Genomic DNA, 19855 nt, shown 5'->3' with positions numbered 1-19855 from the left:
GGGCAGACAACAAAAAACCCCAAGTCAGTCGCCTGACTTGGGGTTTCTGCAGACTACGTTGCCGAGTTACTTGGCTGCGGTACCCGCAACTCCACCGGCATTCATCCTGCGGCGCGGCTTGACCATGTAGACAACGAACATCGCAAACAGCCACACCGGAATCGCATACACCGAAACCTGGATGCCCGGGATCATCAGCATGATGCCCAGAATCAGCACCACGAAGGCCATTACCACGTAGTTGCCATAGGGATACCACAGCGCCTTGAACAGCGGCTTCTGGCCAGTACGGTCGAGGTGCTGACGGAACTTCAGGTGCGAGTAGCTGATCATCGCCCAGTTGATCACCAGGGTAGCCACTACCAGCGACATCAGCAGCTCCAGGGCGTTCTGCGGCATCAGGTAGTTGAGCAGCACGGCGACAAGGGTAACGGCAGCCGACACCAGGATCGCACGCACTGGCACGCCACGCTTGTCGACCTTGGCCAGCGATGCCGGGGCATCGCCCTGCTCGGCCATGCCCAGCAGCATGCGGGCGTTGCAGTAGGTGCCGCTGTTGTACACCGACAGCGCGGCGGTCAATACCACGAAGTTCAGCAGGTGGGCGGCCACGTCACTGCCCAGCAGCGAGAACACCTGCACGAACGGGCTGCTGCCGTAGCTGCCACCCGAGGCATCGATGCTGGCGACCAGGTTGTCCCACGGGGTCAGCGACAGCAGCACCACCAAGGCACCGACATAGAAGATCAGGATGCGGTAGATGACCTGGTTGATCGCCTTCGGGATCACGGTCTTCGGCTTGTCGGCCTCGGCAGCGGTGAAGCCGAGCATTTCCAGGCCACCGAAGGAGAACATGATGAACGCCAGGGCCATGACCAGCCCGCTGACACCGTTCGGGAAGAAGCCGCCATGGGACCACAGGTTGGCGATGGTGGCGTCCGGGCCACCGCTGCCGCTGGTGAGCAGGTAGGCACCCAGGCCGATCATGCTGACGATGGCCACGACCTTGATGATGGCAAACCAGAATTCGGCTTCACCGAAGAACTTCACGTTCATCAGGTTAATGGCGTTGATCAGCACGAAGAACGCCGCCGCCGTGACCCAGGTAGGGATCTCCGGCCACCAGTAGTGAACATACTTGCCCACCGCCGAAAGCTCCGACATGCCCACCAGGATGTACAGCACCCAGCAGTTCCAGCCCGACAGGAAGCCGGCGAAACCACCCCAGTAAGTGTGGGCAAAGTGGCTGAACGAGCCGGCCACCGGCTCTTCGACAATCATTTCGCCAAGCTGGCGCATGATCATGAAGGCGATGAAGCCGCAAATGGCGTAGCCAAGGATCATTGACGGGCCGGCGGATTTCATCACGCCTGCAGAGCCGAGGAACAAGCCGGTACCAATCGCACCACCAAGGGCGATCAACTGGATGTGGCGGTTCTTCAGGCCCCGCTTGAGCTCGCCTGAATGCATGTTTTGTCCACTCATGAACGAAGTCACCTGCATTGTTTTTATCTGTGACGGAATCGGACCCACCGCGCTCGTGGCGCAGCGGAATGGGCAAGGTGATTACCTTGGGTTTCTTGATCTCAGGTGCCGCCGAGGCGGATCAACCAGGCGTGATCAAGAGTGCGCGGTACGCAAGAGGGTCACAGGTAAAACGCGGCGCACTGTATACCCCTGCAAACGCGCAGGCGTCAACGCGTTGCGTCCTTCCATCCGGAAAAAACGCAGCGATCCTGTGGTGTGGGCCTTGAAAGGCGGAGTGATCGGCGTACATGGCGCCTCCATTTGTTGTTTTGTCAGCCCGGCTCTGTGGACGGGCTCTTGCACACGGCAATGGCGGCTATAACACCGTGGGGACGGGGGTTTGGGCAAGGGTGGGAGGGCCCGGGACAGCGGCTTTGTCACCTGGACGCCGGCAAGGTTTGTTTACACGATTGGGCTTGATCTGAAATGCGGACTGAAACCGGCTACATTCGTATAAATTTCTTTACAGGGCGGTTCGGGAACTTGCCAGTCGTCCGAAAAATCTTTTTTGTTCAATATCTTGGGGCCGCTTTGCGGCCCTTTCGCGGCACAAGGCCGCTCCTACAATGGCCGCGCAAGACCTCAAAGACCGGTCGTATGGGCTGCAAAGCAGCCGCCAATTCCCACAGGCATAAAAAAACCAGCCCGAAGGCTGGTTTCTTGATTACCACACTGGCTCATCAGCCACGCGGCTTGCCGCGACCACGGCCTGCCGGCTTGTCACCCTCAGGCTTGCCCGGGCGCTTGCGCATATCGCTTGGGCGCTCGGCCACCGTGCTGCCACGGTTAGGTTTACGCGGAGCCTCTTCACGCGGCTGACGCGCCGGGCGCTCACCAGTAGCGGCACCTTCGTGAGCCGGGCGCAGGTTGCGCACGCGCTCGCCACGGCCCAGCGGGCGGGTCGACTTGCGCTGCAGGCGCTCCATCTTGTCCTTGGCCTTGAGCTTCATGGCAGGCAGCGCAACTGGCTGCAGGCCCACTTCGGCGGCCAGGATGTCGATTTCGCCCTGGCTCATTTCACGCCAGCGGCCCATCGGCAGGTCGGAGTTGAGGAACACCGGGCCGAAACGCACGCGCTTCAGGCGGCTGACCACCATGCCCTGGGATTCCCACAGGCGACGTACTTCACGGTTACGGCCTTCCATCACCACGCAGTGGTACCAGTGGTTGAAGCCTTCGCCACCTGGTGCCTTCTGGATGTCGGTGAACTTGGCCGGGCCGTCTTCCAGCATTACGCCGGCTTTCAGGCGCTCGATCATCTCGTCGTCGACTTCACCACGCACACGTACCGCATACTCACGGTCCATCTCGTAGGACGGGTGCATCAGGCGGTTGGCCAGTTCACCGTCGGTGGTGAACAGCAGCAAGCCGGTGGTGTTGATGTCGAGGCGGCCGATGTTGATCCAGCGGCCTTCTTTTGGCCGTGGCAGGCGGTCGAACACGGTCGGACGGCCTTCCGGGTCGTCACGGGTGCAAATTTCGCCATCGGGCTTGTTGTACATGATCACCCGGCGAGTGGCCTCGGCGGCCTCTTCGCGCTTGATCAGCTTGCCGTCTACGGCAATGGCGTCGTGCAGGTCGACCCGCTGGCCAAGGGTGGCTGCGACGCCGTTGACCTTGATGCGGCCCTGGCTGATCCAGGCCTCGACGTCACGGCGCGAACCCACGCCAATGCGCGCCAGCACTTTCTGCAGCTTTTCGCCGGATGGCGGGGTGATTTCGGTATCTTGCAGGTCTTGCTCACTCATCTGGGCACCTCCCGGTGTAGGAATGAAAACAGGTTCTTGGCGACGAACGCGCCAAAAGGCCGCGCATCATACGCGGTTCGGCAATAGAACGCACTGGAGGTTAGAGGGTTTTGCAAGTATTGGGAGCGGTTTCAGCCTAGTGGTCTTGTGTTGATCTCACTGGCCCTATCGCCGGCACTGCCAAAAGAAGAATCAGGGCTGTAACTTCCCTTCTTCTTCCACGGAAGCCTCGGGCTCGTCTTCGCGCAAATCATCAAAATCAATCTTCAGCCCCTCCTCCATGGCATCCAGTTCCACCAGCAAGCTACGGAAGCTGGTTTCGTCCTTTGGCTCAGCAACCTCTTCGTCCCCAAGGCTGGCATCCGCCAACGCCTGCAGGTGCGCCGGCACGGGCGCGTCATCCGGGTCGAGCAGCGGCTCCGGCTCCATTTCGCGCAACTCGGCCAGGGCCGGCAGCTCATCCAGGCTCTTGAGGTTGAAATGGTCGAGAAACCCTTTGGTGGTGGCAAACATCGCCGGCCGCCCGGGCACTTCGCGGTAGCCGACCACGCGAATCCACTCGCGCTCGACCAGGGTCCTGATGATGTTACTGTTCACCGCAACACCCCGTACGTCTTCAATCTCGCCACGGGTGATGGGCTGGCGGTAGGCGATCAGGGCCAGGGTTTCGAGCAGAGCGCGCGAATAACGCTGCGGGCGCTCTTCCCACAGGCGCCCGACCCAGGGCGCAAAGTCTTCGCGGATTTGCAGGCGGTAGCCGCTGGCCACTTCCTTGAGTTCGAAGGCACGGCCGCTGCACGACTTGCCAAGCACCTCAAGGGCCTGCCTGAACACGTGGGGCTCGGGGCGCTCGCCCTCTTCGAGCAGCTCGTACAGGCGCTCCAGGGATTGCGGCTTGCCCGAAGCCAGCAAAAAAGCTTCGATCAGTGACGCCAGGTCGCGGGGGTCATTCAGGTTCATCAGGTTCTTCAACAAGCGCTGGGCGAAGCCGCACGTGGATGGCGGCGAAGGGTTCATTCTGCACCAGTTCGATCAGCGATTCCTTCACCAGTTCGAGCACCGCCATGAAGGTCACCACCACACCCAGCTTGCCCTCTTCGGCGGCAAACAGCGCGCCGAACGGCACGAAAGCACCGCCCTTGAGGCGCTCCAGCACCTGGCTCATGCGCTCGCGGGTAGACAAGGTCTCACGGCTGATCTGGTGGCTTTCGAACAGGTCGTTGCGGCGCATTACCTCGGCCATGGACACCAGCAGCTCTTCCAGGCTGACCTGCGGCAACAGCTTGCGCACCTTGGCCTGCGGTGCTTCCAGGCGCGGCACCACGACATCGCGGCCCACCCGTGGCAGTTCGTCGATGCCTTCGGCCGCGGCCTTGAAACGCTCATACTCCTGCAGGCGGCGGATCAGCTCGGCGCGCGGGTCGCCCTCCTCCTCCTCGACATCGGCTGAACGTGGCAGCAGCATGCGCGACTTGATCTCGGCCAGCATGGCGGCCATCACCAGGTACTCGGCGGCCAGCTCCAGGCGCACGCTCTTCATCAGCTCCACATAGCCCATGTACTGGCGGGTGATTTCCGCCACCGGGATGTCGAGGATGTCGATGTTCTGCTTGCGGATCAGGTACAGCAGCAGGTCCAGCGGCCCTTCGAAGGCTTCGAGGATGACTTCCAGAGCATCCGGCGGGATGTACAGGTCCAGCGGCATTTCGGTCAGGGCTTCGCCGTAGACCAAGGCCAGTTGCAGCTGCCGAGGCGACTCGGCCTGCTCAGCCGGTGCCTCGGGCGTTTCCACCTGGCTCACGCGCTGACCAGAAACGGCGTGGGGTCGCCGCAGCCCTCGCGGATCAGTTCCGGCTCATCGCCGGACAAGTCGATGATGGTCGACGCCTTGAGGTCGCCGAAACCGCCGTCGATCACCAGGTCGACGTGGTGCTCCAGCCGCTCACGGATTTCGTGAGGGTCGGTCATTGGCTCGCTGTCGCCCGGCAGGATCAGGCTCACACTCATCAGCGGCTCGCCCAACTCGGCCAGCAAGGCCAGCGTGATGGCGTGGGCTGGTACGCGCAGGCCAATGGTGCGACGCTTGTCATGCAACAGCAGCCGCGGCACTTCACGGGTGCCGTTGAGGATGAAGGTATACGGCCCCGGCACATGCGCCTTGAGCAGACGGAAGGTGCCGGTGTCGACCTTGGCGTACAACCCCAGCTGAGACATGTCACAGCACATCAGGGTGAAGTTGTGCGTCTTGTCCAGCCCGCGCAGGCGACGCACCCGCTCAATCGCCGCCTTGTCACCCATCTGGCAGCCCAGCGCGTAGGCCGAGTCGGTCGGGTACACCACCACGCCACCCTTGCGGATGATCTCGACGGCCTGTTTTATCAGGCGCGCCTGGGGGTTCTCCGGATGAATCTGGAAAAATTGGCTCACGTAGTCATCCTGTTCATAGCGCCAAAGGCTGTTCATGGCTGAATCGACGCCACAGAGGTGGCAGGTCCTCGGGCAAAGGCCGGTAGGCACCGATCTCTCCCCAGGTGCCGGGGCCGTGGAAGTCACTGCCAGCGCTTGCCAGCAGGCCGAACTCACGCGTAAGGATGGACATCGTGCCCACCTGCTCGGCCGGCATCATCCCGTTGACCACCTCAAGTGCCTGCCCGCCTGCCTGAATATAGTCGGCAATCAGCCTTCTGCGCTTGCTGCGGGTCAGGTCGTAATGCATCGGGTGGGCCAGGCTCACCCATGCTTTGGACTGGCGCAGGGTGGCGACAGTTTCATCGAGGGTCGGCCAGTGCTGCTTGACGTCGCCCAGCTTGCCGGCACCCAGCCATTTGCGAAACGCCTCACCACGGTCCTTGACGTGCCCGGCCCGCACCAGGTACTCGGCAAAATGCGGGCGCGCCGGGGCGTTGCCGCTGTCGCCCAGTTCGTGCTGCACGGCGCGGGCGCCCTCCAGCGTGCCGGGCATGCCTTTGGCCGCCAGCCGTTTGTCGATTTCTTCGGCGCGCAACCAACGCCCCCGGTGCAGTGATTCAATCGCTGCCAGCAAGGGCGGCGCGTCCAGCGGGAAGTCATAACCCAGCACATGGATGGTCGCGCCACCCCAGGTGCACGACAATTCCACCCCGCTGACCCAATGCATGCCCCGTTCAGTGCAGGCCTGGCGTGCTTCGGCCAGGCCTTCGAGAGTGTCATGGTCAGTCAGTGCCAGCGTTTGCACCCCGTGCTCATGGGCCCGGGCAACCAGTACCGAGGGCGACAGGGCGCCGTCGGAGGCCGTACTGTGACAGTGCAGATCAACATTCATGGAGGAGCGCTTTCGCTGGAATCGATGTTTGTTATTATGCCGTCACATCCCGATTCTGGCTGCCATTGTGAAACAATTCATCGATTTCATCCCGCTGCTGCTGTTCTTCATCGTCTACAAGCTGGACCCGCGCCCCATGGAAGTCGCCGGCCACAACTTCGAATTCGGCGGCATCTACAGTGCCACGGCCATGCTGATCATCAGCTCGCTGGTGGTGTACGGCGCGCTATTCCTGCGCCAGCGCAGGCTGGAAAAGGGCCAGTGGCTGACCCTGGTGGCCTGCCTGGTGTTTGGCGGCCTGACCCTGACCTTCCACAGTGAAACCTTCCTCAAGTGGAAAGCGCCGGTGGTGAACTGGCTGTTCGCCCTGGGCTTTGCCGGCAGCCACTTCATCGGTGACCGGGTGCTGATCAAGCGCATCATGGGCCATGCCCTGACCCTGCCCGATGCCGTCTGGTCCCGCCTGAACGTTGCCTGGATCGCCTTCTTCCTGTTCTGCGGCGCGGCCAACCTGTTCGTCGCCTTCACCTTCCAGGACTTCTGGGTCGACTTCAAGGTGTTCGGCAGCCTGGGCATGACCGTGATCTTCCTGGTGGCGCAAGGCGTGTACCTGTCGCGCCACCTGCACGACGACCCTTCCATTACCAAACCCAAGGATTGACATGCTCTACGCCATCATCGCCAGCGACGTCGCAAACTCCCTGGAAAAGCGCCTGGCTGCCCGCCCGGCGCACATCGAACGTCTACAGCAGCTCAAGGCCGAAGGCCGCGTGGTGCTGGCCGGCCCACACCCGGCCATCGACAGCAACGACCCGGGCGAAGCCGGTTTCAGCGGTAGCCTGATCGTTGCCGAATTCGAATCGCTGGCTGCGGCGCAGGCCTGGGCCGATGCCGATCCTTACATTGCTGCAGGCGTGTACGACAAAGTCGTCGTCAAGCCGTTCAAGCAAGTACTTCCTTGACCTGAGACTGAGTCGCCTTCTTCGCGGGCTGCCCGCGAAGAGCTGACGCGGTACCGCAGTTATACGATTGCCATCAGTCTGCGGTATCTTTGCCACTGGCGGGCCGAATAACCGCCGTCAATGGTTGAATTGAGTGAGTCATGAGCGAGCTGTTACTGATTGATGATGACCAGGAGCTGTGCGAGCTGCTCGGCAGCTGGTTGACCCAGGAAGGGTTCACGGTGCGTGCCTGCCACGATGGCCAGAGCGCACGCCAGGCCCTGGCCGAGTACGCGCCGGCGGCCGTGGTACTGGACGTGATGCTGCCCGATGGCAGCGGCCTGGAGCTGCTCAAGCAATTGCGCAGCGAGCATACCGAGCTGCCAGTACTGATGCTCTCTGCACGCGGCGAGCCGCTGGACCGCATTCTCGGCCTGGAACTGGGCGCCGACGACTACCTGGCCAAACCTTGCGATCCGCGCGAGCTCACAGCCCGCCTGCGGGCAGTACTGCGCCGCAGCCACCCCACCGCCACCACCAGCCAGGTGGAACTGGGCGACCTGGTGTACAGCCCGGCACGTGGCGTGGCCAGCATCGACGGCCGTGAAATGACCCTAACCCTGTCGGAAAGCCGCATTCTTGAAGCCCTGCTGCGCCAACCCGGCGAACCGCTGGACAAGCAGGAGCTGGCGCAGATCGGCCTGGGCCGTAAACTGACTCTGTACGACCGCAGCCTGGACATGCATGTCAGCAACCTGCGCAAGAAGATCGGCCCACATGCCGATGGCCGTCCACGCATCGTGGCGCTGCGTAGCCGTGGCTATTACTACTGCCTCTGACCATCTTTACCGAGCCTTTACCATCCGCTGACTGCGCTTGACGGTGATCTCCCTAGACTGTGCTCATCCGGTAACCACCGGCCTATGAAAGGAGAGACACCATGCGCAAGACCCTTATCGCCCTGATGTTCGCCGCCGCCCTGCCGACCGTGGCAATGGCCATGCCTGAAGGCGGCCCGCGTCACGACGGCCCGCATCATCGCGGTGATGCGCCTTTCCATCAACTGGACCTGAGCCGCGACCAGCGCCAGCAGATCGGCAAGCTGATGGGCGAGCAGATGCAGCAGCGTCGTGAAATCAACGAGCGCTACTTGGCCAAGCTGCCAGCCGCCGACCAGAAAGCCATGAAGGACGAGCTGCAAGCCAGCCGCGACAAGACCGACACAGCAGTGCGCAATCTGCTCAAACCTGAGCAGCAGAAGAAGTTCGACGAACTGCAAAAGGAACGCGCCGCAAAGAAAGCCGAGTGGCAGGAGTTCCAGGCCTGGAAAGCTGAAAAAGGCACCAAGGCTCAGTAAGCTGTACGCCCGATGCCCGGCCCGTCTCCCTGCGGGCCGGGCTTTTACCGTTTACAGGAGGTGCACTTGCGTTCACTGTTCTGGCGCATTCTGGCCAGTTTCTGGCTGGCCATTACCCTGGTCGCAGGCCTGTCGATCCTGCTGGGCCACATGCTCAACCAGGACGCCTGGATCCTTAGCCGCCACCCGGGCCTGAATACCCTGGCCAGCAAGTGGGCCAAGCATTACGAGCAGGAAGGCCTGGATGCGGCACAGCACTTTCTGGAACGGCGCAAGGATCGCTACAAGATCGACGTGCAGGTGCTCGACGACAGTGGCGAGGCCGTGGTGCCCGGCACCTTCCCACGCCGTGCGGCAGCCTTCGAGGCACGCCAGCACAATGACGAGCGGCGCCTGCCATGGCGCCGGCTGACCGAGGAATACACCAGCCCCGAGACCGGCGATACCTACCTGCTGATCTACCGCATTCCCCATCCGGCGCTGGATGCCTGGCACCGCGAAAGCCTGATGTGGCCGCTCAGTGCCCTGGGGATTGCGCTGGTGGTACTGACCCTGTTCAGCCTGCTGGTCACACTGTCCATCACCCGCCCGCTAAGCCGCCTGCGCAGCGCGGTGCATGACCTGGGCCAGACCACCTACCAGCAGAACAGCCTGGCGCAACTGGCGGCACGGCGTGACGAGTTTGGCGTGCTGGCCAAGGACTTCAACAAGATGGGCGCGCGCCTGCAAAGCACCATTGGCAGCCAGCGCCAGTTACTGCGCGATGTATCCCATGAGCTGCGCTCGCCGCTGGCCAGGCTGCGCATTGCCCTGGCCTTGGCCGAGCGCGCCGGGCCCGAGCAGCGCGAGACCTTGTGGCCGCGCCTGACCCGCGAGTGCGACCGCCTGGAAGACCTGATCAGCGAAATCCTTGCCTTGGCCCGGGTCGATGCCGAGCAGGCGCATGCCGAGCCGGTCGACCTCAATGCCCTGCTCGGCAGCGTACGCAAGGACGCCCTGCTCAGCTCACCAGACCAGGACGTGCGCCTGGAGGCGCAGCCGGGGTTGACCCTGCACGGCTGGCCAACGCTGATCGAACGTGCCGTGGACAACCTGCTGCGCAACGCCCTGCGCTTCAACCCGCCGGGTCAGCCGGTGGAAGTGAACGCCGTGCGTGAGCAGGACCGTATCGTGATCAGCGTGCGTGACCATGGGCCCGGGGCGGCAGCCGAACACCTGGCGCAGCTGGGCGAACCGTTCTTCCGCGCACCGGGGCAGGACGCGCCGGGGCATGGCCTGGGGCTGGCGATTGCGCGCAAGGCGGCAGAGCGCCATGGCGGGAGTCTGGTGCTGGACAACCATCCACAGGGGGGCTTTGTGGCCAGGCTGGAGTTGCCCTTGGCTGAAGCTACTGGCAGTTGATGGGATTTAAAGGCTACTGACCTCTTCGCGGGGCAAGCCCGCTCCTACAGGTACGGTGCAGGTATCAGGCATCGCACAGTACCTGTGGGAGCGGGCTTGCCCCGCGAAGAGGCCAGTGGCCCTGATGCAATAATCAGCCCCAGGCGCTGACGAACTCGGCAGTGTCCAGCACCGGCGCAGTGCGCGGCTCGGTCAGCGGCGTGCCGACATACAGGTAGCCGATCAACTCTTCGTTCTCGGCCAGCCCCAAGCCCTTGTGCACATGGGCATCGAAGGCCATGTCCCCGGTGCGCCACACCGCCCCGACGCCTTGCGCATGCGCGGCAATCAGAATGCCGTGCGCTGCACAGCCCGCGGCCAGGCGCTGCTCGGACTTGGGCACCTTGAAGTGGTCCTGCAGCTTGGCAATTACCACGATCAGCAACGGTGCCCGCAACGGCATGGCGCGGGCCTTGTCCAGCGCTGCCTGGCTGGCATCGCCCTTGTTCTGCACGGCTTCAGCGAACAGCTCGCCCAGCTTTTCACGGCCCTGGCCTTCGATGGTGAGGAAACGCCATGGCCGCAGCTGGCCATGATCCGGGGCGCGCAAGGCAGCCTGGAACAGCGCCTCGCGCTGGGCGGCATTGGGTGCCGGTTCGGTCAGGCGTGGCACGGAAACACGGTTGAGCAATGCGTCGAGAGCCTCCATCGGCTACCCTCCTGGCAGTTGAATGTGCGGCCATTCTAGCGTTTACATCACCAGACCCATAGGTAGAATGGCGCCCTTCCGTTTCGAGTCAGAGCAGATCACATGGCGTTGCCGACCTTAAGGATCATTGGTTTCATCATCGGCATCTTCCTGATTACCCTCGCCGTCGGCATGGCCGTGCCCATGGCGACCCTGGTGATCTTCGAGCGCACCGGTGACATGCCGTCCTTCCTCTGGTCGAGCCTGATCACCTTCATCGCCGGCCTGGCCCTGGTGGTACCGGGCCGCCCCGAGCATGTGCACCTGCGCCCGCGTGACATGTACCTGCTGACGGTCAGCAGCTGGCTGGTGGTGTGCGTGTTTGCCGCCTTGCCGTTCCTGCTGACCCAGCACATCAGCTACACCGATGCCTTCTTCGAGAGCATGTCGGGCATTACCGCTACCGGCGCTACCGTGCTCAGCGGGCTCGATACAATGTCCCCGGGTATCCTCATGTGGCGCTCGATGCTGCACTGGCTGGGCGGCATCGGCTTCATCGCCATGGCGGTAGCGATCCTGCCATTGCTGCGCATCGGTGGCATGCGCCTGTTCCAGACCGAATCGTCCGACCGCTCGGAAAAGGTCATGCCGCGCTCGCACATGGTCGCCAAGTCGATCGTCGGGGTGTACGTCGGCTTCTCGATCCTCGGCTCGCTGGCCTTCTGGTGGGCGGGCATGAGCCCGTTCGATGCGATCAACCACGCCATGTCGGCCATCTCCACCGGTGGCTTCTCCACCTCCGACCAGTCGTTGGCAAAATGGGATATCCCGGCCGTGCACTGGGTCGCGGTGGTGGTCATGATCATGGGCAGCCTGCCGTTCACCCTTTATGTAGCCACCCTGCGCGGCAACCGCAAGGCACTGATCCGTGACCAGCAGGTGCAGGGTTTGCTGGGCATGCTGCTCGTTACCTGGCTGGTGCTGGGCACCTGGTACTGGTACAGCACCAACCTGCACTGGCTCGACGCCCTGCGCCACGTGGCGTTGAACGTGACCTCGGTGGTCACCACCACAGGCTTCGCCTTGGGCGACTACAGCCTGTGGGGCAACTTCTCGCTGATGCTGTTCTTCTACCTGGGCTTCGTCGGCGGCTGCTCCGGCTCGACGGCAGGCGGTATCAAGATTTTCCGCTTCCAGGTGGCCTACATCCTGCTCAAGGCCAGCCTCAACCAACTGATCCACCCACGCGCGGTGATCAAGCAGAAATACAATGGCCACCGGCTCGACGAAGACATCGTGCGTTCGATTCTGACGTTCTCGTTCTTCTTCGCCATCACCATCTGCGTCATGGCCCTGCTGCTGTCGTTGCTGGGCGTGGACTGGATGACCGCGTTGACCGGCGCAGCCGGCACGGTGTCGGGTGTGGGCCCGGGCCTGGGTGAAGTGATCGGCCCGTCGGGCAACTATGCCACGCTGCCTGACGCAGCCAAGTGGATCCTGGCGGCCGGCATGCTGCTTGGCCGCCTGGAAATCATTACGGTGCTGGTGCTGTGTATGCCGGCGTTCTGGCGTCACTGACCACTTCGGGATCCGCGCCCAGGCGGGCGCGATACTCGCTGGGGGTAACATCGAACCAGCGGCGGAACGCCCGGTAGAAGTTGCTGGGGTCGGCGAAACCCAGCAGGTAGGCGGTTTCCAGCAGTGTCATGCCCGGCTGGGCCAGGTATTGTTCGGCCAGCTCGCGGCGGGTGTCATCGAGCAACGTCTGGAAACTGGTGCCCTCCTCCTGCAGCCGCCGCTGCAAGGTGCGCTGCGACAGGTGCAGGGCCTGAGCCAGGGTTTCGCGCTTGGGCTCGCCCTGCGGCAGGATGCGGCACAACACCTGGCGCACGCGGTGGGTAACCCGGCTTTCGGAAAAGCGTGCCAGGTACTCCCCGGCAAAACGGTCGTGCAACACCGCCATGGCCTCGTTGGCAGTCGGCAGCGGCGCTTCCATGTCGGCCCGCTCGAATACCAGCGCATCGTGCGGCGCACCGAACACCAGGGGTGAATGGAACGCCACCTTGTAGGGCTCGACATTCTTTGGCTGCGGTCCCTGCACCAATACCCGGCGCGGCTGCACCGGCCGACCGCTGAGCCACTTGCACAACGCCAGCGCACAGGCCAGCGATGCTTCGGCACTGTGCCGGGTCGGCGGCAAGTGGTCACCATGCACCGTCAGGATCAGCGAGTAGCCTTCGGCGCCAAGCACGAAACTGAGGTCGGAGCTTTCGGCGATGATGCGCTGGTAACGCACCAGGCGCTGGAAACCCTCGGCCAAAGTGCGGCTGGACATCAATGCATAGCCCACCACATGGAACGATGCAGGGCGTACTACCCGCGCCATGTTCAGGCCGATGGCTTCATTGCCCGATAACTCCACCGCCAACTGCCAGAGCCGGGTCATGGAGTCCTGGGGGAAACGTGCATCGGGGTCGTCAAGGGCAGCGAAGTCCAGCCCCAGCTGCTTGAACATGGACGGGCAGTCCAGTCCTTCCAGTTCGAGTGCCTTCACAATCCCTGATGCCCAACTGGCTGACGTGGTTCTTTCGCTCATGACAGGCTTCTTTTTACCGACCGCTCCTGCGGTGAACCCCAAGGATACTCAATTGGCGCCTATTGTCACTGGTAGGCCCCGTCAGTCACTCTAGACTCGAATCAGGCTCCACGCCGTGCATCTTGTCCAGAAGTATTAATCCCGGAGCACTGCCATGAACCGCACAGCGCAGTATCGCAGTTTTGCCGAGTTCTACCCCTACTACCTGGGGGAGCACAGCAATCCCACCTGCCGCCGGCTGCACTTTGTCGGCACCAGCCTGGTGATTGCCCTGCTGGCCTATACCATCGGCAGTGGCAAATGGTTGCTGCTGCTGGCCGTGCCCCTGTTTGGCTACGGCTTTGCCTGGGTCGGGCATTTCTTTTTTGAAAAGAACCGGCCGGCGACCTTCACCTACCCGCTGTACAGCCTGGCCGGGGATTTCGTGATGTTCAGGGATATCCTGCTGGGCAAGATCAGCCTGTAGATTCGGGGGCCGCGAAAGGGCTGCAAAGCAGCCCCATGGCCCTCAAGCCCTACGCCGGCTCGCGCAACGCCGCCACCGCCTGCGCTTCCCGTGCCTGGGCATCGGCCAGCCGGTACAGCTCGATGCTGCCATCCCAGTGCTCGATCAGCGCCGTGCACGACTCCACCCAGTCCCCGCAATTGAGGTACTCCACCTCCCCCACCTTGCGGATCTCGGCATGGTGGATATGCCCGCACACCACCCCATGAAAGCCACGCCGGGTGCACTCGTGGGCAATGGCATCCTCGAAGTCGCTGATGAAGTTCACCGCGCCCTTGACCTTGTGCTTCAGGTACGCCGACAGCGACCAGTAACCATAGCCATACCGCGCACGCCAGTGGTTGAGCCAGCGGTTGAGCACCAGGGTGAACTCGTAGGCACGGTCACCGAGAAACGCCAGCCAGCGATGGTAACGGGTAATCACGTCGAACTGGTCGCCGTGGATCACCAACAGGCGGCGCCCATCGGCGGTCAGGTGCTCGGCTTCATCCACCAGCTGGATGTTGCCCAGGATCAGCCTGGAGTATCGGCGCAGGAATTCGTCATGGTTGCCGGTGACGTAGATCACCTCGGTACCGCGCTTGCTCATGGTCAGCAGGCGGCGGATCACGTTGGTGTGGGCTTGCGGCCAGTAGATGCCGCCGCGCAGTTTCCAGCCATCGATGATGTCGCCTACCAGGTACACGCGGTCGGCCTGGTAACCCTTTAGGAACTGCGACAGGTGTTCGGCCTGGCAGTCTCGGGTCCCCAGGTGCACATCGGAGATCCACAAGGTACGCACGCGTTGCTTGCGCGAGGGACGGGAGAGTTCGGCATGGCTCATGGACAGGCTCCGGCGCAGTTTGCTGGAGACTGGCAGGCGCGCATGACAGCGCCGTGGCAAAACGGTTACGAGTGATGGCCTGCAGGGAATGAGGCACAATGCGCATCTGCCCTGCGAGGACGCCCCCCATGACCGCCGGCCCGATCCTCTCGCTGCGCCACTATCGCGACAGCCTGATCGCCCACAGCCACGAACACCCGCAACTGGTGTTTGGCCTGCGCGGCCGCCTGGAGTTCGAGGTGCAGGGGCAAGGCGCCGGGATCGACCGGCAGGGGCTGGTGGTGGTACCGGCGGGCGCGCATCACACCTGCGCCAGCGATGCCGGCAGCCACTGCCTGGTGCTAGATGTGCCTGGGGAGCAGTGGCTGCACGAGCAGTTGGGCGAGCATGCCGATGCCAGCCGCCGCCTGCTCGACCGCCCCGCCGCACTGGGCCTGGACAACCGTCAGCAGCAGTTGGTCGACTGGCTGGCGGCCAGCCCCATGGACGACCCGCTGATTGCCCGGCAAGGCGCAGCGCTGTTGCTGGCCAGCCTGAACCCAACGGCGGCAGCCAACGTGCGCCCCAGCCAGCGCTTGCCTTATGCCGCGTTCGATGCGCACATCGAGCAACATGCTGCCTACCCACTGCAGGTGGCCGACTTGGCGCGGCTGGCCGGGCTGTCCAGTGCCCGGCTGCACGCGCGTTTTATCGCGGAATGCGGGATGACGCCGATGGACTACATCCGCCAGCGGCGGTTGCTGAAGGCGCGGCGGCTGGTGGTGCAGACCTTGTTGCCGATGGGGGAAATTGCGGCGCAGGTGGGGTATGGCTCGCAGAGTGCGTTTTCAGCGGCGATGTTGCGGGCGTTCGGGTGTACGCCAATGGCTCTGCGGCGAGAGTCTGGCGACAACTGACAGCAGTCTTGCGACAGAAATCGTTGGCCTGTGGTTTTACACTTTGCCAGTGCCGGCCTCTTCGCAGCACAAGCCTGCTCCCACACAATACGCACAGTCCCTGTAGGAGCAGCCTTGTGCTGCGAAGAGGCCGGCAAAGTCGATAAAGATCTTGAGCAAGGACCACCATGAACCACCGCACCGCCCTCGGCGCACTGCACATTGGCGCACTGTTCTTTGGCCTGACCGGCGTCTTCGGCAAACTGGCCGCCAGCGCCAGCCCGTCGATCATCGTCTTCGGCCGCGCCGCCTTCGCCGTACTCGCCCTTGCCCTGTTCGCCAGCCTGACCGGCCCGGGCTGGCAACGCCTGAGCAGCCAGGATATCCGCCGCCTGCTGCTCGGCGGTGTGCTGCTGGCCGGCCACTGGGTCAGTTTCTTCATCGCCGTCAAAGTCGGCGGCGTGGCCATCGCCACCCTCGGCTTTGCCAGCTTCCCGGCCTTCACCGTCATCCTTGAAGGCTTGCTGTTCCGCGAGCGCATCCGCCGCAACGAGGCCGTGCTGGTACTGTTGGTCAGCATCGGTCTGATACTGGTCACGCCGGCCTTCGACTTGGCCAGCGAGGCCACTGGCGGCCTGCTCTGGGCACTGTTTTCGGGGTTGCTGTTCTCGCTGCTGTCCCTCACCAACCGCGCCGGCTCCGGGCGTTTGCCAGCGGTACAGGCTGCACTGTGGCAGAACCTGGTGGTAGGCCTGTGCCTGCTGCCGTTCGCAGCACCCGGCCTGGCAGGCGTGGCAACCATGGACTGGCTGTGGATCGCCCTGCTCGGCATCTTCTGTACCGGCGTGGCGCACAGCCTGTTCGTCGCCAGCCTGGCAGTGATCAAGGCGCGCACCGCCGCCGTGGTGTTCGGCATGGAGCCGGTCTACGGCATTGCCGTGGCCTGGGCGGTGTTCGCCGAAACCCCGACCCTGCGCATGCTGCTGGGCGGCGCGCTGATTATCTTCGCCATCGTGCTGTCCAGCCGCATGGCCACCGAGCAACCGCCCAAGCAGCGGCCTCTGGCCGAGGGCGCCTGATCAGCGGTCGTTGTGGCCAAGGTCACGCTGCGGGTCGATCTGGTCGCGCACCCGCTGCTTCAGCACCTTGGCTTCGGGGAAGCCGCCGTCGGCCTTGCGCTCCCAGATCTGCACGCCATTGCAAGTGATGCGGAAGATGCCGCCGGTACCCGGCTCCAGCGCCACCCGGCCAAGGTCGTCGGTGAAGGTGCTGAGCAGCTCCTGGGCCAGCCAGGCGGCGCGCAGCAGCCATTGGCACTGGGTGCAATAAGTAATGACGATTTCGGGCTTGTTGTCGGCCATGCTGAGGCATCTCCAGGTGAGGGGCCGCTTATACTAGCCGTCTTTAGCCCACGGTTTGAGACTCACGATGCGCCGTTTGCTGTTCTGTTTCATCCTTGTTCTCACCTCGCTTACGGCCATCGCCGCCGAATCTGCCAGGCCAAAGGTCGGCCTGGTGTTGTCGGGCGGCGCGGCCCGTGGCCTGGCCCACATTGGTGTGCTCAAAGCCCTGGAAGAACAGGGCGTGCGCATCGACGCCATCGCCGGCACCAGCATGGGCGCAGTGGTCGGCGGGCTGTATGCATCGGGCTACAGTGTCGAAGAGCTGGAAAAACTCGCCACCACCCTCGACTGGCAACAGGCGCTGTCCGATGCCCCGCCGCGCAAGGACGTGCCGTTCCGGCGCAAGCAGGATGACCGCGACTTCCTGGTCAAGCAGAAGCTCAGCTTTCGTGACGACGGCAGCCTGGGCCTGCCGCTGGGGGTAATCCAGGGCCAGAACCTGTCACTGCTGCTGGAAAGCAAACTGGCGCACACCGCCGACACCCGCGACTTCGACAAACTGCCCATCCCCTTCCGTGCGGTGGCCACCGACATCGCCAGCGGCGAAAAAGTGGTATTCCGCCGCGGTCACCTGCCTCAGGTAATCCGTGCCAGCATGTCGATCCCCGCCGTGTTCGCCCCGGTCGAACTGGACGGCCGCCTGCTGGTGGACGGCGGCATGGTCGACAACATCCCCGTGGACGTGGCCCGGGAAATGGGCGTGGACCTGGCCATCGTGGTCGACATTGGTACCCCGCTGCGCGATCGCAAGCAATTACTGACCGTGGTCGACGTGCTCAACCAGTCGATCACCCTGATGACCCGGCGCAATTCGGAAGAACAACTGGCCAGCCTGCGCCGTGACGACATCCTCATCCAGCCATCGCTGACTGCCTTCGGCGTGACCGACTTCGGCCGTGCACGGGACATGATCGACGCCGGTTACCGCGCCACCCGGCTGCTCGACCCACGCCTTGCCGCCCTGCGCCAGCCCGAGGGCGACAGCAGCCTGGCCGTGGCCCGCTCGCCGCGCCAGCGCACGCCGGTAATCACCGCGATCCGGATCGAAAACGACTCCAAGGTCAGCGACGACGTGATCCGCTCGTACATCCGTCAGCCGATCGACGCACCGCTGGAGCTGGACCGCCTGCAGACCGACATGGGCACGCTGTACGGCCTGGACTACTTCGACCGGGTGCAGTACCGCGTGGTGCACAAGGGCAACGACAACACCCTGGTAATCAACGCTCGCGGTAGACGCGGCGGCACCGACTACCTGCGCCTGGGCCTGAACCTGTCAGACGACCTGCGCGGTGACAGTGCCTTCAACCTGGGCGCCAGCTACCGGGTCAACGGCATCAACAGCCTGGGTGCCGAATGGCTGACCCGTGGCCAGATCGGCGACCAGCAAGAACTGTACAGCGAGTTCTACCAGCCGCTGGACGTAGGCTCGCGCTACTTCATCGCGCCGTACCTGGACGTCAGCTCACAGAATATCGAAGCCACCCTGGACAACGACCCCGTCGCCGAGTACCGCCTGGAGCGCTACGGCCTTGGCCTGAACGTCGGGCGGCAGATTGGCACCAACGGTGAAGTACGCCTGGGCGTGGGCAAGGCCTGGGGCGAGGCCGAAGTGCGCATCGGCGACCAGGACCTGCCCAAGGTCAGCTTCAATGAAGGCTTCTATGAGCTGAAATACTCGTTCGACACCCTCGACAACGTGTATTTCCCGCACAGCGGTGAGGACATCAGCCTGACCTTGCGCAAGTACGACAAGTCGCTGGACTCTGACCAGGATTACCGGCAGTGGCTGTTCAACCTGGACAAGGCCATCAGCAGCGGGCCGAACACGTTCGTGCTGGGCGGGCGCTACGGGCGCACGCTGGATGACACCGAAGTGGTGACATCGAGCTTCGTGATGGGTGGGGCGCGTGAGCTGTCAGGCTTCCGGCAGGACTCGGTATCGGGGCAGAACATGAGCCTGCTGCGCATGGTTTACTACCGCAGGCTGACGCCACGGGCCTACGTACCGCTGGACTTCCCGCTGTACATTGGCGGGTCGCTGGAGCGTGGGCGCGTGTGGAACAACGACAACGAGTTCGACAGTGGCTACATCAATGCGGCGAGCATCTTCCTGGGGCTGGAGACGCCGCTGGGGCCGCTGAACTTCAGCTATGGCACTAACAGTGCGCACGAGCAGGCGGTGTACCTGAACCTTGGGCATACCTTCTGAGTCGTCGGGGCTGCCCAGCAGCCCCAGGGGCCCTCAGGACTTCTCGAGGTTGGCCAGGATCGTGGCATGCACGCGCATGCACACCTGCAACTCTGCCTCGTCCACCCCGGTAAACAGCTCCACCCGCAGTTGATTGGCGATGGTTTCGATCTGGTCGATCAGCGGCTTGGCCGGCGGGCACAGCAAGATCTTTTTGGCTCGCCGGTCTTCTAACACGGCCTGCCGGCGCACCAGCCCTTGGGCTTCCAGGCTGTCGAGCAGGCGCGCCAGGGTCGGGCCTTCGACGCCCACGCTCTGGGCCAGCTCACGCTGGGTGGGGGCTTCTTCGAACCGCGCCAGGTGCAGCAACACCAGCCAGCGCGCCTGGGACAGGTTCAGCCCGGCCAGGCGGCGGTCCAGCTCGGCACGCCAGCCCCGGGACATCTGGGCCAGCTGCATGCCGAAGCGGTGTTGGTTGTCGGTCAGGGGCATAAGCAACTCATTGAACAGATCTAATTAT

The 19855-nt window shown here is 63.5% G+C and carries 21 protein-coding genes; 10 read left to right on the top strand and 11 right to left on the bottom strand.

Going from position 1 to position 19855, the window contains the following annotated elements:
- Positions 1–66: 66 nt before the first annotated feature.
- From SB756_RS26340 to SB756_RS26315, 6 genes are all read right to left on the bottom strand, one after another.
- Entirely contained in the window at positions 67–1485 is a 1419-nt protein-coding gene (locus SB756_RS26340) for an amino acid permease (protein ID WP_341796468.1), read from the bottom strand.
- Between the two features lie 722 nt (positions 1486–2207).
- Positions 2208–3275 carry a 23S rRNA pseudouridine(2605) synthase RluB gene (gene rluB, locus SB756_RS26335; RefSeq protein ID WP_132846931.1) on the bottom strand — a complete coding sequence of 356 codons (1068 nt, stop codon included), beginning with the start codon at positions 3273–3275 and terminating at the stop codon, positions 2208–2210.
- Positions 3276–3467: 192 nt separating this feature from the next.
- Positions 3468–4235 (bottom strand): SMC-Scp complex subunit ScpB, encoded by a 768-nt coding sequence (gene scpB, locus SB756_RS26330; RefSeq protein ID WP_341796469.1) that lies wholly within the window; start codon positions 4233–4235, stop codon positions 3468–3470.
- On the bottom strand, positions 4222–4947 hold the full coding sequence (locus tag SB756_RS26325; protein ID WP_162801848.1) for a segregation and condensation protein A: 726 nt from the start codon (positions 4945–4947) through the stop codon (positions 4222–4224). The genes scpB and SB756_RS26325 overlap by 14 nt, the downstream gene beginning before the upstream one ends.
- Before the next feature lie 125 nt (positions 4948–5072).
- On the bottom strand, positions 5073–5702 hold the full coding sequence (locus SB756_RS26320; RefSeq protein ID WP_041167971.1) for an L-threonylcarbamoyladenylate synthase: 630 nt from the start codon (positions 5700–5702) through the stop codon (positions 5073–5075).
- Positions 5703–5715: 13 nt separating this feature from the next.
- Positions 5716–6576, bottom strand: a complete 861-nt coding sequence (locus SB756_RS26315; protein WP_016498473.1) for a PHP domain-containing protein — start codon at positions 6574–6576, stop codon at positions 5716–5718.
- Positions 6577–6643: 67 nt separating this feature from the next.
- Here SB756_RS26315 and SB756_RS26310 point away from each other — a divergent pair, with 67 nt between their 5' ends.
- The 5 genes from SB756_RS26310 to SB756_RS26290 all read left to right on the top strand — a co-directional run bounded on the left by SB756_RS26310 (position 6644) and on the right by SB756_RS26290 (position 10275).
- The gene (locus tag SB756_RS26310) at positions 6644–7237 is read left to right on the top strand and encodes a septation protein A (protein WP_341796470.1); all 594 of its coding nucleotides are present in this window, start codon (positions 6644–6646) and stop codon (positions 7235–7237) included.
- Between the two features lies 1 nt (position 7238).
- The gene (locus tag SB756_RS26305) at positions 7239–7538 is read left to right on the top strand and encodes a YciI family protein (RefSeq protein WP_012273585.1); all 300 of its coding nucleotides are present in this window, start codon (positions 7239–7241) and stop codon (positions 7536–7538) included.
- Positions 7539–7678: 140 nt separating this feature from the next.
- A complete protein-coding gene (locus tag SB756_RS26300) occupies positions 7679–8356 on the top strand; it encodes a response regulator transcription factor (protein ID WP_016498471.1) in 678 nt (225 codons plus the stop codon).
- Between the two features lie 101 nt (positions 8357–8457).
- Positions 8458–8874, top strand: a complete 417-nt coding sequence (locus tag SB756_RS26295) for a Spy/CpxP family protein refolding chaperone (RefSeq protein WP_016498470.1) — start codon at positions 8458–8460, stop codon at positions 8872–8874.
- 60 nt (positions 8875–8934) lie between these two features.
- Positions 8935–10275, top strand: a complete 1341-nt coding sequence (locus tag SB756_RS26290; protein ID WP_341796471.1) for a sensor histidine kinase — start codon at positions 8935–8937, stop codon at positions 10273–10275.
- 133 nt (positions 10276–10408) lie between these two features.
- On the opposite strand, the gene SB756_RS26285 is transcribed toward SB756_RS26290, so the two are convergent.
- Positions 10409–10963 carry an NAD(P)H nitroreductase gene (locus SB756_RS26285; RefSeq protein ID WP_341796472.1) on the bottom strand — a complete coding sequence of 185 codons (555 nt, stop codon included), beginning with the start codon at positions 10961–10963 and terminating at the stop codon, positions 10409–10411.
- Positions 10964–11065: 102 nt separating this feature from the next.
- Here SB756_RS26285 and SB756_RS26280 point away from each other — a divergent pair, with 102 nt between their 5' ends.
- Positions 11066–12520 carry a TrkH family potassium uptake protein gene (locus SB756_RS26280; protein ID WP_016498467.1) on the top strand — a complete coding sequence of 485 codons (1455 nt, stop codon included), beginning with the start codon at positions 11066–11068 and terminating at the stop codon, positions 12518–12520.
- Here SB756_RS26280 and SB756_RS26275 read toward each other — a convergent pair.
- Positions 12477–13538 carry an AraC family transcriptional regulator gene (locus tag SB756_RS26275; RefSeq protein WP_049275127.1) on the bottom strand — a complete coding sequence of 354 codons (1062 nt, stop codon included), beginning with the start codon at positions 13536–13538 and terminating at the stop codon, positions 12477–12479. The genes SB756_RS26280 and SB756_RS26275 overlap by 44 nt on opposite strands.
- Positions 13539–13692: 154 nt before the next feature.
- Here SB756_RS26275 and SB756_RS26270 point away from each other — a divergent pair, with 154 nt between their 5' ends.
- Positions 13693–14004, top strand: a complete 312-nt coding sequence (locus SB756_RS26270; RefSeq protein WP_016498465.1) for a DUF962 domain-containing protein — start codon at positions 13693–13695, stop codon at positions 14002–14004.
- A gap of 49 nt (positions 14005–14053) precedes the next feature.
- On the opposite strand, the gene SB756_RS26265 is transcribed toward SB756_RS26270, so the two are convergent.
- Positions 14054–14866: a UDP-2,3-diacylglucosamine diphosphatase gene (locus tag SB756_RS26265; protein WP_341796473.1), complete on the bottom strand. Its 813-nt coding sequence runs from the start codon at positions 14864–14866 to the stop codon at positions 14054–14056.
- A 128-nt stretch (positions 14867–14994) separates the two neighbouring features.
- Between SB756_RS26265 and SB756_RS26260 the strand changes: the two genes are divergently transcribed.
- Positions 14995–15762 (top strand): helix-turn-helix transcriptional regulator, encoded by a 768-nt coding sequence (locus tag SB756_RS26260; protein ID WP_341796474.1) that lies wholly within the window; start codon positions 14995–14997, stop codon positions 15760–15762.
- A 167-nt stretch (positions 15763–15929) separates the two neighbouring features.
- On the top strand, positions 15930–16820 hold the full coding sequence (locus SB756_RS26255) for a DMT family transporter (RefSeq protein WP_341796475.1): 891 nt from the start codon (positions 15930–15932) through the stop codon (positions 16818–16820).
- Here the strand turns inward: SB756_RS26255 and SB756_RS26250 are convergent, their stop codons facing one another.
- On the bottom strand, positions 16821–17102 hold the full coding sequence (locus tag SB756_RS26250) for a SelT/SelW/SelH family protein (protein ID WP_016498461.1): 282 nt from the start codon (positions 17100–17102) through the stop codon (positions 16821–16823).
- 67 nt (positions 17103–17169) lie between these two features.
- Here SB756_RS26250 and SB756_RS26245 point away from each other — a divergent pair, with 67 nt between their 5' ends.
- Positions 17170–19356, top strand: coding sequence for a patatin-like phospholipase family protein (locus SB756_RS26245; protein WP_410912500.1), 2187 nt, complete (start codon positions 17170–17172; stop codon positions 19354–19356).
- 33 nt (positions 19357–19389) lie between these two features.
- On the opposite strand, the gene SB756_RS26240 is transcribed toward SB756_RS26245, so the two are convergent.
- The gene (locus SB756_RS26240; protein WP_016498459.1) at positions 19390–19827 is read right to left on the bottom strand and encodes a MarR family transcriptional regulator; all 438 of its coding nucleotides are present in this window, start codon (positions 19825–19827) and stop codon (positions 19390–19392) included.
- Positions 19828–19855: the final 28 nt, after the last annotated feature.

The sequence above is a fragment of the Pseudomonas sp. SIMBA_068 genome (genome assembly GCF_046534705.1).
GTDB lineage: Bacteria > Pseudomonadota > Gammaproteobacteria > Pseudomonadales > Pseudomonadaceae > Aquipseudomonas > Aquipseudomonas putida.
The sequence above is the reverse complement of the archived record's forward strand: the minus strand, read 5'-3'. Positions and strand labels throughout refer to the sequence as shown.

Coding starts and splice junctions, on each gene's coding strand:
- SB756_RS26340 (WP_341796468.1), bottom strand. CDS start 1,485: ATGAGTGGACAAAACATGCATTCAGGCGAGCTCAAGCGGGGCCTGAAG.
- rluB (WP_132846931.1), bottom strand. CDS start 3,275: ATGAGTGAGCAAGACCTGCAAGATACCGAAATCACCCCGCCATCCGGC.
- scpB (WP_341796469.1), bottom strand. CDS start 4,235: ATGAACCTGAATGACCCCCGCGACCTGGCGTCACTGATCGAAGCTTTT.
- SB756_RS26315 (WP_016498473.1), bottom strand. CDS start 6,576: ATGAATGTTGATCTGCACTGTCACAGTACGGCCTCCGACGGCGCCCTG.
- SB756_RS26305 (WP_012273585.1), top strand. CDS start 7,239: ATGCTCTACGCCATCATCGCCAGCGACGTCGCAAACTCCCTGGAAAAG.
- SB756_RS26300 (WP_016498471.1), top strand. CDS start 7,679: ATGAGCGAGCTGTTACTGATTGATGATGACCAGGAGCTGTGCGAGCTG.
- SB756_RS26295 (WP_016498470.1), top strand. CDS start 8,458: ATGCGCAAGACCCTTATCGCCCTGATGTTCGCCGCCGCCCTGCCGACC.
- SB756_RS26285 (WP_341796472.1), bottom strand. CDS start 10,963: ATGGAGGCTCTCGACGCATTGCTCAACCGTGTTTCCGTGCCACGCCTG.
- SB756_RS26280 (WP_016498467.1), top strand. CDS start 11,066: ATGGCGTTGCCGACCTTAAGGATCATTGGTTTCATCATCGGCATCTTC.
- SB756_RS26275 (WP_049275127.1), bottom strand. CDS start 13,538: ATGAGCGAAAGAACCACGTCAGCCAGTTGGGCATCAGGGATTGTGAAG.
- SB756_RS26270 (WP_016498465.1), top strand. CDS start 13,693: ATGAACCGCACAGCGCAGTATCGCAGTTTTGCCGAGTTCTACCCCTAC.
- SB756_RS26265 (WP_341796473.1), bottom strand. CDS start 14,866: ATGAGCCATGCCGAACTCTCCCGTCCCTCGCGCAAGCAACGCGTGCGT.
- SB756_RS26260 (WP_341796474.1), top strand. CDS start 14,995: ATGACCGCCGGCCCGATCCTCTCGCTGCGCCACTATCGCGACAGCCTG.
- SB756_RS26255 (WP_341796475.1), top strand. CDS start 15,930: ATGAACCACCGCACCGCCCTCGGCGCACTGCACATTGGCGCACTGTTC.
- SB756_RS26250 (WP_016498461.1), bottom strand. CDS start 17,102: ATGGCCGACAACAAGCCCGAAATCGTCATTACTTATTGCACCCAGTGC.
- SB756_RS26245 (WP_410912500.1), top strand. CDS start 17,170: ATGCGCCGTTTGCTGTTCTGTTTCATCCTTGTTCTCACCTCGCTTACG.
- SB756_RS26240 (WP_016498459.1), bottom strand. CDS start 19,827: ATGCCCCTGACCGACAACCAACACCGCTTCGGCATGCAGCTGGCCCAG.